Annotated in this window: 17 protein-coding genes; all 17 read left to right on the plus strand. The window is 43.8% G+C overall.

What is annotated here, in order from left to right:
* The first annotated feature begins 16 nt into the window (after nt 1–16).
* Nucleotides 17–406, plus strand: a complete 390-nt coding sequence (locus NSQ68_RS08195) for a hypothetical protein (protein ID WP_342428544.1) — start codon at nt 17–19, stop codon at nt 404–406.
* Nucleotides 396–830 carry a hypothetical protein gene (locus tag NSQ68_RS08200; protein ID WP_069289717.1) on the plus strand — a complete coding sequence of 145 codons (435 nt, stop codon included), beginning with the start codon at nt 396–398 and terminating at the stop codon, nt 828–830. Before NSQ68_RS08195 ends, NSQ68_RS08200 begins: the two co-directional genes overlap by 11 nt.
* Nucleotides 830–1,405 (plus strand): hypothetical protein, encoded by a 576-nt coding sequence (locus tag NSQ68_RS08205; RefSeq protein WP_342428545.1) that lies wholly within the window; start codon nt 830–832, stop codon nt 1,403–1,405. Before NSQ68_RS08200 ends, NSQ68_RS08205 begins: the two co-directional genes overlap by 1 nt.
* Entirely contained in the window at nt 1,402–1,980 is a 579-nt protein-coding gene (locus NSQ68_RS08210; RefSeq protein WP_342428546.1) for a hypothetical protein, read from the plus strand. Before NSQ68_RS08205 ends, NSQ68_RS08210 begins: the two co-directional genes overlap by 4 nt.
* A complete protein-coding gene (locus tag NSQ68_RS08215) occupies nt 1,977–2,411 on the plus strand; it encodes a hypothetical protein (protein ID WP_342428547.1) in 435 nt (144 codons plus the stop codon). Before NSQ68_RS08210 ends, NSQ68_RS08215 begins: the two co-directional genes overlap by 4 nt.
* A 10-nt stretch (nt 2,412–2,421) precedes the next feature.
* Nucleotides 2,422–2,868 carry a hypothetical protein gene (locus tag NSQ68_RS08220; protein WP_342428548.1) on the plus strand — a complete coding sequence of 149 codons (447 nt, stop codon included), beginning with the start codon at nt 2,422–2,424 and terminating at the stop codon, nt 2,866–2,868.
* A gap of 45 nt (nt 2,869–2,913) precedes the next feature.
* Nucleotides 2,914–3,702 carry a hypothetical protein gene (locus tag NSQ68_RS08225; RefSeq protein WP_341057483.1) on the plus strand — a complete coding sequence of 263 codons (789 nt, stop codon included), beginning with the start codon at nt 2,914–2,916 and terminating at the stop codon, nt 3,700–3,702.
* Between the two features lie 64 nt (nt 3,703–3,766).
* The gene (locus NSQ68_RS08230; RefSeq protein ID WP_340958672.1) at nt 3,767–4,105 is read left to right on the plus strand and encodes a hypothetical protein; all 339 of its coding nucleotides are present in this window, start codon (nt 3,767–3,769) and stop codon (nt 4,103–4,105) included.
* 142 nt (nt 4,106–4,247) lie between these two features.
* The gene (locus NSQ68_RS08235; protein WP_167518779.1) at nt 4,248–4,391 is read left to right on the plus strand and encodes a hypothetical protein; all 144 of its coding nucleotides are present in this window, start codon (nt 4,248–4,250) and stop codon (nt 4,389–4,391) included.
* Nucleotides 4,392–4,480: 89 nt separating this feature from the next.
* Nucleotides 4,481–6,733, plus strand: coding sequence for a phage tail tape measure protein (locus NSQ68_RS08240; RefSeq protein WP_342428549.1), 2,253 nt, complete (start codon nt 4,481–4,483; stop codon nt 6,731–6,733).
* Nucleotides 6,734–6,759: 26 nt separating this feature from the next.
* Nucleotides 6,760–8,112: a hypothetical protein gene (locus NSQ68_RS08245; protein WP_342428550.1), complete on the plus strand. Its 1,353-nt coding sequence runs from the start codon at nt 6,760–6,762 to the stop codon at nt 8,110–8,112.
* The gene (locus NSQ68_RS08250) at nt 8,067–9,884 is read left to right on the plus strand and encodes a hypothetical protein (protein ID WP_342428551.1); all 1,818 of its coding nucleotides are present in this window, start codon (nt 8,067–8,069) and stop codon (nt 9,882–9,884) included. Before NSQ68_RS08245 ends, NSQ68_RS08250 begins: the two co-directional genes overlap by 46 nt.
* Complete coding sequence (locus NSQ68_RS08255; RefSeq protein WP_342428552.1) at nt 9,884–10,438, plus strand: phage tail domain-containing protein; 555 nt, start codon at nt 9,884–9,886, stop codon at nt 10,436–10,438. The genes NSQ68_RS08250 and NSQ68_RS08255 overlap by 1 nt, the downstream gene beginning before the upstream one ends.
* 11 nt (nt 10,439–10,449) lie before the next feature.
* Nucleotides 10,450–10,890 carry a hypothetical protein gene (locus NSQ68_RS08260; protein ID WP_342428553.1) on the plus strand — a complete coding sequence of 147 codons (441 nt, stop codon included), beginning with the start codon at nt 10,450–10,452 and terminating at the stop codon, nt 10,888–10,890.
* A gap of 9 nt (nt 10,891–10,899) precedes the next feature.
* Nucleotides 10,900–11,646 (plus strand): hypothetical protein, encoded by a 747-nt coding sequence (locus NSQ68_RS08265; protein WP_342428554.1) that lies wholly within the window; start codon nt 10,900–10,902, stop codon nt 11,644–11,646.
* A 222-nt stretch (nt 11,647–11,868) separates the two neighbouring features.
* Nucleotides 11,869–12,522, plus strand: a complete 654-nt coding sequence (locus NSQ68_RS08270) for a hypothetical protein (protein WP_342428555.1) — start codon at nt 11,869–11,871, stop codon at nt 12,520–12,522.
* A 24-nt stretch (nt 12,523–12,546) separates the two neighbouring features.
* The gene (locus NSQ68_RS08275; RefSeq protein ID WP_342428556.1) at nt 12,547–13,176 is read left to right on the plus strand and encodes a hypothetical protein; all 630 of its coding nucleotides are present in this window, start codon (nt 12,547–12,549) and stop codon (nt 13,174–13,176) included.
* Nucleotides 13,177–13,184 lie beyond the last annotated feature (8 nt).

Below are 13,184 nucleotides of genomic sequence, written 5' to 3' on the forward strand. Positions count from 1 at the left end.
GGGGAGAACTCAATTTATGACAACTGTAAAAGTATTGGTTGATGCTGTTGGACAATACAATGCCGGGGACATCGTAACAGATGCCCCTGACGGTCTTGTAGATATCGCAAAGAAAGAAATTCGTAATGCGGCAACCGGACAATTGCTTGCGGAAATTGTAGATGGTAACGAGGCTGTTGATGGTTCTCCTTCAGAACGGGAGTTGCAACTTCAGGCCGAATTAGAAGAGTCCAAAGCGCGAGAGACAGAATTGCTTGAGCAAATTGATATTCTTCAGTCCGATGGTGAGTTGAAAGAATTGAAAGCTTCAGCTAAGGAATTAAAAATACCCGGATACACCAAAATGAGTATTGAAGAATTGAAACAGGCTATCAGTGCTGCTGGCGGTGCAGCAGATGGCAAATAAGATACTCATTACAGAAACATATCATGAGGAAATTAGAGGACGTCTAGGCGTTGGTGAGGATGTAATATCCGATGCTGACATAGACGCTCTTTCTGTTTTGCCCATTGGAGAATCGAGGATTGTAAAAGCCGTTCCTGATTATGCTGAGTTAACTGGTGATGATCAAACTTATGTGTATGCAGCAGCCGTTTGTATGGTTGCTGCCATACTGGCCCCTTCCATGACAGCGAGAATCAAGAAGTCTAAAAAGGACTTTGACTTCTCTTTTGAAAATCAGGTTGTTGATTGGAAAAAGTACGCTGTTCAGCTTGTTGATGAAGCCTATGAGTTTATCGAGTCCATATCAACAGTGCAGCATGGGACAGATGTTCCGGTATTCGGTGTAGCTGGGCCGACCCGGGCGAGAGAAAGGCGGCGTCACTAATGTTTAAAGACTTCGTTCATAGGTATTCACCTTGTACTGTCAATGGTGAGCCCGATGTCGTTATATTGTCTAGGGAAACGAAAGCCACAACGGTTATCGGAAAAGAGTATATGTACAATGGTTTGTTTTCTTCGAAATCATCTGTAAAGCCGGGGGATATAGTTCAGAACGAATCGTCTTATTTGGTACAGACTCTACGTACAACAACTGAGAAGGACAAGTACTGTTCTTTGATTAAAACGAACGCTTTAATTGAGGTTCAGAGATACCAGCAAGCTTATGATGCTAACGATAACCCTATAGGTGATCCTGACTTTGTATCTGTTACTGCTGATATTGTGTGTTTTGCACAGTATGTTACAGCACAATTGCGTCAACAGGAGCCGGGCCTACTGCCGAGTACTGTATTCATCTTGCAGTTACAGACCACAGTTGATGTAAAAGACCCTCAAGACTCAAGTTTGTCTGCGCCTGATCGGATTGTAATGGGCGGGAAGACATATCAGGTAGATGTGGTAGATAGGATAAAGTATCCTAATTTGCTGCATGTCCAGCTTTCAGAGGATCGACGATGATTACAGGGTATGATTCAGCGAAAGCTACGAAGGATCTGGAGAATAAGCTTGCAGTTGAAATTACTGGGCTAACGAAACTGGTCATGCTGACAGCTAAAAGCAGCATACGGTACTATCCAGCAGTTCGGGACCATTTGGAGATGCACATGTTCGTGCTTGCTAATCAAATGATTTCAGGAGATATCACCGCCGATTATTGGCAAGCATGGCTTGAACAGTTTGGCAAAGGCTCCAAGATGGCAGATAGCAGCCAAAACCCCGGATTGGTAACCTACATGAACAGCGAAGCATGGAACCGACTGAGGTCCAAAGGTGATCGTATTATTGTAGGTCGTTCCCGTGGAAAGTACCGGGCGATTGACGGGACCATGAAGGAATCAGGTGGGGACTATGCTGGGGTGGACTTGGAGGAGCTTGCGGAGCGAGGCGATATTGATGCGTCATTCAAAGCTACACCGCCGACTTACTTTTTGCGTATTGCAATACAGTCTAACCGGAAACGTATTTTGGATGGCATTAGCCGTGTAATAACTGAGTTTCCGTATCACAGATACTTTAAGGAGGTTAAGGAGTGAGCTTACAGTTAATTGACGCTGTTCAGAGTGCTTTGAAGGCAGATACAGAGTTTATGAACATGATGAAGCTTACTCCTTCATCACCATCTGCTGAGGTCGTGAAACGATTTACGAAAGGCATGGAACCTGAGATAACGGTTACTAAGGATACAGTTCCACATATCTGTCAGTACGTTATGCCGGGACGATATGCGGCTAATCCACTGGTGTTTGAGGGTAAGTTCTGCATTGATTTTTACGGCAAAACAGCCTATGAAGCGAAGCTGTTGTTTGAACGTTCATTCAAACTACTACATGACAGACGACTGACAACTCAGGGCTTTGCTTCATATCTGTGTGTTTTGACCTATGACGCAGACTTTGCTACTGGAATACAGGGCGCGAAAGGATATAAAGCAATTTTCGATGTTGATTACTTGAGAATGAATTGAGGTGAACAGAATGGCAGAGGTAGCTGTATGGAAAGCAACCGGGAGATCCGGTGATCACAATGGTGTTAACCACGTTGAATTTGAGCTGCTGGATTCAGCACAAAAGCGAGTTTCTTTGGCTAAAACCAACGTATCCAGTATTGAAAAAGATGGGGTTAAAATTGAACCAGATGATAAGGAAACTCTATGGTTTAGTGAAGCAAATGCAACCAAGAAGTACAAATTTAATGTAGTTACTATTGCTGGTACAACTTATGAAGCCGAATTGAATTGGACTCAACCTAATCCTCCTAAACCAGAACCTACCGAGTGGGAAACGCTGATAGCTGAAAAAATCGCGCTTGCTAAAGGATTGGGTATCATGGGGATCTGGAATCCAAAACAGGGTTACAAGCTAACCAAAGAGTACAGTCGCATTGCAGAAATTGATAAGCGTCTATGGGAACTGGTCAAATAAGCTGACCAGTTTTTTTGTGTTCACATATAAGGAGGATGAAACTATATGCAACCTTTAGTATTTGATGGTGTGGGGTCGGCGCAAGTTTATGAAGAAGGCGGAAGGCTCAAATTTCTTGATGATAAAATCACAAAAGTAACTTTGCAATTGCAGTTTGATTGGGACAAAGTAATGGGCGGCGATAGTGGATATGCATTCCACTATACTGCTAAGGATTTAGGGGATAAAGCCTCTATGGAGGTACCTCGTTATTCAGACATCCTCGCTGAGTTGTCTCAAGGGGCCGAATCAGAAAAAGGTACGGTTCAATTTGACGAAGTGGAGCAAGGATTCTTGACTGCTACTGATGGTTATCAACTAAAAGCGCCTTCGAAGTATAGCGGAACTTTTGTCGCTAAGAGTGACCGTGTGTATTTAAAAGACACTGCTACAGGAGAACTCACTGAACTGACTCGTGTAGCATCTGCTCCAACAGCAGAACAGTATGTAATTACAGCTGATGGAAAAATTACATCTGATGTTGCAAACGAAGGGAAGTTAATAACCGTTACGTTCAAATGGTCAAAAGAGAATGCTACAAGAAGTAGCTTAAGCGGTAAACGCCGTCCGAAACCATTTAAACTGGTACATCGCTTTTCATTAACCGATGATCGGAACGGCAAAGAAGTCCCTTGCCAGCTCACTATTTGGAAGGCTCTCGGCGGCGGGACTTTGGACGTGTCCCAAGAGCGCAAAAAGCCAACCACCAATACATTGGCACTAGAGATTATGGAGCCGGATATCACGCCAGAGAATCCTAATCGATATGCAGTAGAAATCATTTTCGGTATCTAATCAATCACTGACTAAACCCCCTATCGCTCAGGTAGGGGGTTACATACATTGAGGAGGAAATTTAATGAGTACAGACAAACAGTTGGATAAAACACTTAATATCGGGACGGAAATCCCTCTTGGTGAGGGAATTGTAAAACACGTTAAAATCGGAACTATTGCTCTGATCCGTCAGGTGCGGCAACTTATGAGTGGAAATGAGTATAAGTTCTCTTTTTCAATTGGACGTGAAAAATGGGATGCCACAGAAGATCGAGCCGAGGTCGATTGGCCTAAAGTTGAGGCATTGCATAAGGAAGCCTTTAATCTTGTGTTGGTAGAAGGACTGACGGAGGAAGAATACGAGAATGTAAACGAAGAGGGCATTAAGGAGTTGGACGGCCTCTTAGAACGATTTCTATAAGGAGTCGTTTCCACCTGATGAAGATTATGAGCCTGACGACGAAGGCGACCAAGAGGTTACTGAGGATGATCGGGAAACGGACTGGATAGAACTTTGGGCTTTATGCGTGAGTAATGGTATTTCTGATTCAGAGTGGCCTAATATGACCATTCCAAAGATTAGAGCGCTCATGAAAGCCAAGAACAGAAACCGGGAATTTGAAATCATTCTTCACGGTGGCAATGTGGAAAACAAAAAGCCGAAGAAGGTCAAGACGTTATCTGATCTTGGATTCTTCGCCAAGTAAATTAAGAGGCATCCGCAATCATGCAGGATGCCTCTTTTTCTGTATTTAGGTCAGGAAACTTTTCCTGAACCATTTGTGAGGTGAGTTAAGTGGCAGACTTAAATAAGGACGTAGTAGGCGCACGAATAAACCTGGATACCAGCAAGATATTACCTGCATTCAAGGTTATCGACAATGGAGCAAGAGCTAACGCCGAATCCTTCAAAGTATTGAATAATGAATTGGGAGTCAGCGAAAAGAATTTCAAATCCTTAGCCAGTAACGCAGACAAGTTTGCTCTTTCAGCAGAGGATAGACGAAAGAAAATATTAGCTGAATCCGAAGCTCTGGTTAAGCAGCGTACTGCACAGGCCGAATTAAATACGGCACGGAAGAATCAATTAGATCAGGCCAATAAGCTAACCGACGAGAAGCTTAGAGCACAGCAGGCAATTGTAAAAAAACGTGAGGATGCAATTGAACAACAGGAACGAGAGCATCTAAAGCGGATGGAAGCTCTTCAAAACAAGGCGACATCAACCGGACAGAAAGCCGCTAAAATTTCAGGGGCAGGTACGGATGATAAGATGCGTGAACGTGTCCTCATGCAAGAACAGGCTATCCGTATGAAGTTGCAACAAATGGCGGATAAGGAAGCACAACAAGCAAGGAAGAACGCTCAGGATTATGAGAAGTTCTGGATAAACGCTCTGCGTGCTAGAGAACAGAAAGAAGCACAGGTTCGCGAAAAGGTGCTTCAAGAAGAACAGAAGATCCGTCGTTCACTGAGCCAAACCGAAGCACAGATGAAACAGACCTTCACTACAACGCCTAATTGGATGAGCCGAGTAGGAGACATGGCTACGCATGCGCTTGTATTCAACACAATGTATGCAGCCATGCACAAAGTGCAGGAAGCACTTAAAGAAGGATTGGTTGGGATAGAATCCAACATGGCGGGTTATATCCAGACCAATGAGCATTACTTTTTAGAATACAACGAAGGCACCAAAGAAATGGTTATGAACACTGAAAAGCTACATGACCAGACAACCAAATTTATCCGGACGGCGCATGACCTTGGCTCAGAAATTATGGACGTTACCGAATCAGCAAGTCTTTGGGGCCGGATGTATAAGGACGCAGGCGTAGTTCAGGAAATGGTGCGTAAGTCTACGATGCTCTCGACTGTCGATTTGGTTTCTCTTGAAGGCGCAACTAAATCAATGGAGTCCACATTTGCTCAATATGGCGTGCAGATTAAAGACAGCAACGACGCCATGGTGCTTGGTGGTCGCGTGCTGGATTCCTGGTCCAAGGTTGCCCATGACACGATGGCACCAGCGAGGGACTTGGGAGCTGCCTTCGAACGGACAGGTAAGATAGCAGCAGAAACAGGCGTTTCATTTGATTTTATGAACGGCTTGATTTCAGCAGGTGTTCGTAACACGGCTCTCAGCGGGGAAAACTTGGGGAACATGTGGAAGACAGTCCTGGGTACAATCCGTACAGATAAAGCAGTTGCAGAGATTGAGAGATTAGGAGTTCAAACAAAAGAAGTTGTAAATGGTACAGAGCAGTGGAAAAGGGCAGAAGACATCCTGTTAGAGTTGTCGACCAAAGTTATCGACAAGAATTATGATCTTACAAAATCATACGCGGATATTTCACGCGGTGTCTATCAATATGCTAAATTGGCTGCTTCCTTAAACGCAGGGGATATCTTGCTGGGTACAGCAGCGTCTATCGGTTCTACCGGATCGACAATGGAATACTTGAAAGTTCAGATGGATACCATTCAGCGTAAAGCAGCTCAAACCAAGGCTTCGTTGTTAGAAATATTCAACAATGCTGGTGATGATGGTTTGAGAAGAACGATCAAGGATGTATTGGATGCAATTGACCAACTACTTATCGGGCTTACAAAAGTTCCTTCCGGCGTGTTTGAGGGAACGGCAGCAATCGGTGGTCTACTGCTTGCCTATAAAGCTCTCAGCGGCCCGATCATGAACGTGATTGCTGCCGTGAAAGTATTAACGACCGCAAAGGCAGCGGAAACCGTTGCTATTGGCGCTAATACGGTAGCTAATAACGTTAATATCGTTTCCTCACAAGGTGCCACTCTTTCAACAGTTCAGAGAGTCGCCGCTACCGAAGGGGCTACAGTAGCACAAGGAGCGTTAACGGTGGCAACCAAGGGAGCTACAGTTGCCACGAAATCATTGTCTGTTGCTCAAGCGACAGCGACCGTGACAACAGCAGCAGCAACGGCGGGATTGAGCTTACTTGTTGGTGCAATTGCTCTAGTTGCAATGAATAGCGGTAAAGAAGAAAAGGCTGCTCGTGACGAATCCAGAACTTAAAAGATGAAGATTCGGCATCTCAACAAATGGTTAGCCAATATCAAAGACAGATTGAATTAGTACCTAAATTGGCTAATGCGCATCGTTCTCTTGAACAGTCATTAAGGCTAAGTAGCGGTTCGACAGAAAAGGAAACACAAGTAAAAAAACAACTCGAAGAGGTTTCGAAAGCGCTGGTCATTACTCTTGGAAAAGAAGGGGCCCAGCAACTTGAAGCTGCTGGTTATACGGATGAGGCTGTACAGGTGCAAGTTGCTGCTTTGAATAAACTCATCGAGAAGCAAAATGAAGCTCGAAAAAATGTATTGAAAGATCAGCAATCGCAATTAATCGAACAACAAAAACAAAAAATAAATGAGATCACAGAAGCCGCCAAAGAACTAGAACGAGTGAAGAGAGTCATCAATAATGATCTTGTGAATTGGGCTGGCGTAGGAGAATTCAAGGAAGATGCAGCAAGTCTTGAAGAAAAAATCAAATCGTTAGAGCAAGAAAACAATAAGCTTACACTGGCTTTAGCGGAAGTAGGAGTTTCACTAGGACAGGCGGCTGTAGAAACTGATCAATTTGCTGGTAAAGCAGGGACAGCAGCCGAAAATGCTAAAGCTCAAGAAGAAGTTCTTGCTGATTTAAGAGAACGAATTCAAGGTTATGGCTCAGCCTTATCAGAACTGAATAATACTTTGGACAATCTTATAAACAAACAATCTCTCAACGCTTCCTCTGCCACAGACCTGATACTTAAGTACCCTGAACTTGCAGCTGCAATATATAAGACGTCAGACGGATGGGCGTTCGAAGGAGCAGCTATCGAAAAATTGCGACAAGACAAGATAGCAAAGGCTAGAACTGATCTTGAATCAGAGAGGGCTTCTACATTTAATACAAAAGTCGAATCTGATAAACGGTTACAAGCATATAACATTGAAGCTGAAGCTATTAAAAACTTAGCGCAACTTAAGGCTGCTCTTAACGGAGTGATGGCTAAAAGTTCTTTAGAAGTTGCAACAAGACAAAAAGAATTGGATAGCATGACTGGACCTAAGCTGTTTTTAAATGCTCCTTTCCAAAATCAATTGCATCAAGATAAACAAAAAATGGAACAAAACAAGAAGGAACTTGATGGAATATATAGTGAGTATGAAAAAGATACAAAAGAGTATGATCATAGGATTAATGTTTTAACTAATCTCTATAAAGATCGTAGACTCGGCGTAGGCGATTCTTCAGGGAAAGAGAAGAAAGGAAAAAAGGTAAGAGTGATGCGGAAAAGGCCGCTGAAAAAGCAGCGAAGGAAGCGTCTGAAGCTCGTAAGGATGCTTACTCTGACGATTTGGACAATTTCAAATATATTGCCGAACGAAACGAGTGGTCTGTAGACCAACAGATAGCCGGATACAAACGCTTGGGGCAGCGTCATAAGCAATTCCTCACGGAAGACAAGGATACCCTAAAGCAGTGGGGACGAGACATTCAGAAATTGAATGATTCTCGCTACGAAGAAGATGTCGCCAACCTAGAAAAGAAAAATGAACGCATGCGGCAGGCCAACAAGCAAGAAATCGATATGACAAAGTCATCTCTTGATTTCTATACCAAAGAACAAAAGAAAGCCTATCTGCTGCCGGCAAACCGGAGAGATATCCAAAAGCAAATTTACGATCTTACTGTCAAGTACAATGAGCTTAGATATCAAAACAGTGAGAAGTGGATTGATAAAGAAACTTCTAAAATGGAGATGGCAGGTCAGACTCAGATTGCTATTCTAAAGATGGAATACGATGCGTATGTGCGCATGAGCAAGGCTAAGGACCGAACCTCGGAACAAAGCTTTGAGCTTCAACAAAAAATATACGAGAAACGCAAAGCTCTGGAAGATGAGTTCCTGTCCGACTTCCAAAAACGAATCAATTACCAAAAGAGTATGGAAGCTGTATCTGTTTCCGATCAACTCAATTTATGGACAAAAATGCAGGCTCTTTATAAAGAAGGATCAGAACAGCGGATGGAAATTGATGTACAAGTTCACGACCTTAAAAAGCAGCTTCTTGAAGATCAGAAGAAGGTTGCTGCTGAAGCTGCTAAAAAGGAGAAGGAGACACTTGAAAAGAGTCGGGACGAGGAAGTAAAGCGTATAGAGGCGGAACGGGATGCTTTTGTGGAAGCTCAGGACGCTAAGATTAAGGCTATAGACGACTTGCTTGCTAAAATGCAAACAGCTAATGAGGACGAGGACTATGATCGTGCTATGGCTGAAAAGCAAGCGCGACTTGCCTTGCTTCAATCCGCTGTTGGGCCAGAAGGGATTGCCGAGCGGAAACAGACTGAAAAAGACATTGAGGACATGCAGCGGGAACATAACCGCACGCTGGCTAAGCGTGGCTTGGAGGATCAGAAGAAGAAGCTTCAAGATGAGAAGACCGAGCGAGAAAAGGATTACAATGACCAGATTGAAGCGGCAAAACAGCACTATGATGAACTCACCAGCAAGTTCGATGAGTACTCGGATGGTGTTGAATCCAAAGCTGAAGATCTGAAAAATACGCAGATTTCAAAGGAATCTGAGAAGAACGCAGAAATCTTGCGCCAGTTGGATCAATTCATCTTAGACTATCAGATGAAAATGGCTGAAATCAATGCCACTTCATTGTCTGCATCCTTGGATACAGGTTCTTCAATATCAGAAAAGGACAGTGATTTGGCACGATACAATTCTAATATTGATAAATGGTATTCGGCAGGCGCTGCTGAGAAGTCCAAGCTGCACGAGGAAAATGCTGCTCTGCGGAATAAGTATGGTATCAAGAAAGACACAGGAAAGCTTCAAAAATTCCATTCAGGCGGTGTCGTTCGGGGGGATAGGGGCGCGGAAGTTCCGGTCATTGCTCGCGCAGGAGAAATGTACCTGAATGATCAACAGCAGAGCAACCTGTTCAAAATTATCAATTTCAAAATGCCGGCGCTTAATTTTTCCATGCCAGAATTCTCATTGCCGATGGCTTCGGGTGGTTCAAATCCGCAGCAAATCAGCAACCAGTTCGTAATAAAATCAGGCGATACTTATATTGAAGACGAATCCGCAGCAAAGGTGTTTTGGACCGAACGAGATAACCTGGTACGGAGGTTACAAGCGAGGGGAGGTAAGTCTTAATGATCGACGCTACGGCAGATGGAAAGTCCTTTAAATCCATTGGATTAGGGCTTAAAACTCACAATATACCTGTGTTACCGCCGACAAAAGACCATAGCCTTGAGATAGCTGAGAGGGATGGAGAGCTGGATTTTGGCAGTACCTATGGAGCGCGAACAATCAATCTCGAATGCGTCCTAATGGCTCATGATACAACCCTTGATTACCATAGGAGAGTCGCCCAAGTGGCGGCTCTTTTTAATGCCAAAAAAGGGGATATCGTATTTACATTTTCTGATTTGCCGGGAAGAAGGTATATAGGACGGTATGCAGGAACCCTGGATATTGAAAAGATACTTTGGGATGGGGAGCTTACCATACCAATCAAAATGGGGGAGCATCCGTTCCCGGAAAGCGATGAGAATATCAAAGAAGTTATCATTACTCAATCGCCACAAACAGTGTCGGTCATTTCTACAGGAGATGAAAGAGCCAGTCCTATTATCGTCCTGACTAACATCGGTAATAACGACATACGGAATTTCCGTATCGCAAATGAGTACCAAGTAGATTAGGAGGTCTTTATATGATAGACACATTGCTCAGTAAATCGACTGAAGAAGAAATAGTGCTTAGTAAAAGTAATTGGTGGAAAACAGCCTGTATCAACGCTGCTTTAAGGGGGACGAATTTCATAGCTCCACAGACCGTGTACATTGCTCTGTACATTAGCAACCCGACAGACGCAGATACTGGACAAGAGGTAAGCGGAGGCGGCTATGCGCGGCGTGCTGTTACGTTTGGCGCTCCGGTTATTGCGGATCGTAGGGCAGCCGCAGCCAGTGCAGTAGATGTATATTTCCCAATTGCAACGGCTGATTGGGGATTGGTTACACATATCGGCATCCGTACGGCAGCGACCGGAGGCAATTTAATGTATCACGGGGCAGTTACAAACCCACGGACGGTGCAGACAAATGACTCACTGCGTTTTATGGCTGGTCGAATAAACATTGATGAAGGGTAGGTGTTAAACATGGAAAAAATGTATCCACCAGTGGTGAACTCTCCTAAAACAGAGTTGACCGAATTGATTACGGACACACAAACGGAAATCACAGTAGCTAATGCATCCGTGCTGCTTCAAGGTGAGGGTATTGCCGTTTTGGGCAATGGAGATGCAGCAGAAACGATTACGTATACAAGTGTGGAAGATAGCGTGCTGAAAGGCTGTGTACGTGGCTATGAGGGCATTGCCCGTGCTTGGCCTGTTGGTACACGGGTAGCGCGTAATTTTACCGCTGCTGACTTCCGGGCAGTACAAAATAATATTGAGTCACATGAAGACAGATTATTAGATATCGCAACTCAACCGAGAGCTGAATACGCAAGTAATGCAGATAAGGCGTTACCTGCAAGCACTTGGTTATCACCGAATTGGAATATTAAAAAAACTGATAACAACAATTTTATTACTAGCCCAGATTTGGAAACAGTTACGATCAGAACATCTGGGGTTTACTTGATACAGGCCATAATAGGCGTTTCTTCTTATGCTGGGGGTATTAGGAATATAAAGGTAATAAAAAACGGGACCGAAGATATTGGATACAATAGTGGAGCGCCGGGTAGTAGCTATACAAGCAGGAATAATATAACCGCTATCGCTTATCTGAATGCCCTGGAAACATTCAAGGTACAGGTATTTCAGGACACGGGAACTGAATTAACTTTATCTAGTGGTGTTTGTAGACTTTCGATAATTAAAATTTCTCCTCCTTGAAGGGATGAACTTTATCGCTCTCGACTGTACAACCCAACTCTAGCAACAAAGTTGAATAATAAATATTTTATCGTAGACTGCTATCACCATAGGATTATTTACAGTGACAGTATGGATAGACCTATAGAAAAATGGAGCACAGTTAATTATGAGTTTGCAGGGTTGCATTCAGTCGCGAGTGATGGGGAAATCTACGTGGTGGATAACACTGGGGACCACGAGGTGGTGGTTCTGGACTCTAATTTGAACTTCAAACAAAAATTCTCACAAGTCGGATACAGACCACATAAAACAATATACGATCCTGTTACACAGGCGTTTTACGTGATAGCTGCGCCGACCGTATTTTGCTTTAAAAAGGCTGGCGGTATCTTATATCTGGCATATCAAAAGAGTCTTCCTAGCCTACAAAACAGCTACGTGCGATCCATACAGATCATTGATGGGGCAATGTATTTTGTTTCAGGTACAAATAAAATCGTGGTCGCTAATCACGCGGATGAGTCCTTTGATGTTATAAAAGAGATTGCGGTTCCGAATGAACTTTCGGGCATGAATGATATATATAAAATAGCGGACTATTACTACCTGACTTCCACTCAAAATAGCACAGGGGCCATTGCACCTAAATGTATAAGGATAAAGGACCTGGATCAATTAGCTTCACATCAGTACGAAGACTTATACGACGTATTGGGTTTTGCTGGCACGCCCTATTTCTTGGAGGTATTCGACGGTAGGATCTTTATAACGGAGATCGGGGATGTATCTCGCATAATATCATTTACAACAGATAGCCTTGTTTACAAAACTCATTTTTCTTTTATTGGCGCCAACGACGCAGACATCAAAAGGAGTGATATGTATGCCAAATGATTTGCTCCGAAAGGGTGAGGGATAATGTTTGGAGGCGCATTTAACGAACTATCATTCACCGCAGGTACAGCAGAGGGGTCTATAATCGACCTTTCTGCTCATTTGCAAGGTGATAGTAGAATGTACTCGCGAAAGTTGGAGACGGATGGCGCAGACGACGATAATACGTTTAACCGTATGTCATTCAATACGTCCGACCCGGGTACGATCACAGAGTATATTCTGGAGTTTAATTTGGATATGAATGCCGCAGCTTCTTTATCTGGTGATGGCCGAGCCCAAACTGATTTTGTGCGCGAATACGTACTAGAGGCTGTGCCGATGTCTGGCGAGGGACGCATGCCTGATTTACAGTATATCCGGGAAAGATTCGCAGAAGCTGTACCTATGTCCGGGGAAGGAAGGATATCGACAGAACTGTCGAAATTCCATACAGACTACATCGAGTTTACGGATGTGCTCCGGCCGGGCGAGGTGATTGTGATTGATTCAGGTAAATTCAAGATCACTCGCAATGGGCAAAACGTTTCCCATCTATATAACGGAGACTTTTTCGACCTGAATCTCGGAAACAATAACCTGACCCGGACGGACCCGGAGACAGGCCGGACGGTTTTGTTCCGTATTACACACCGGGATAAATACTTATATTGAGGTGACTT

Source organism: Paenibacillus sp. FSL L8-0158 (assembly GCF_038592965.1).
GTDB lineage: Bacteria > Bacillota > Bacilli > Paenibacillales > Paenibacillaceae > Paenibacillus > Paenibacillus polymyxa_D.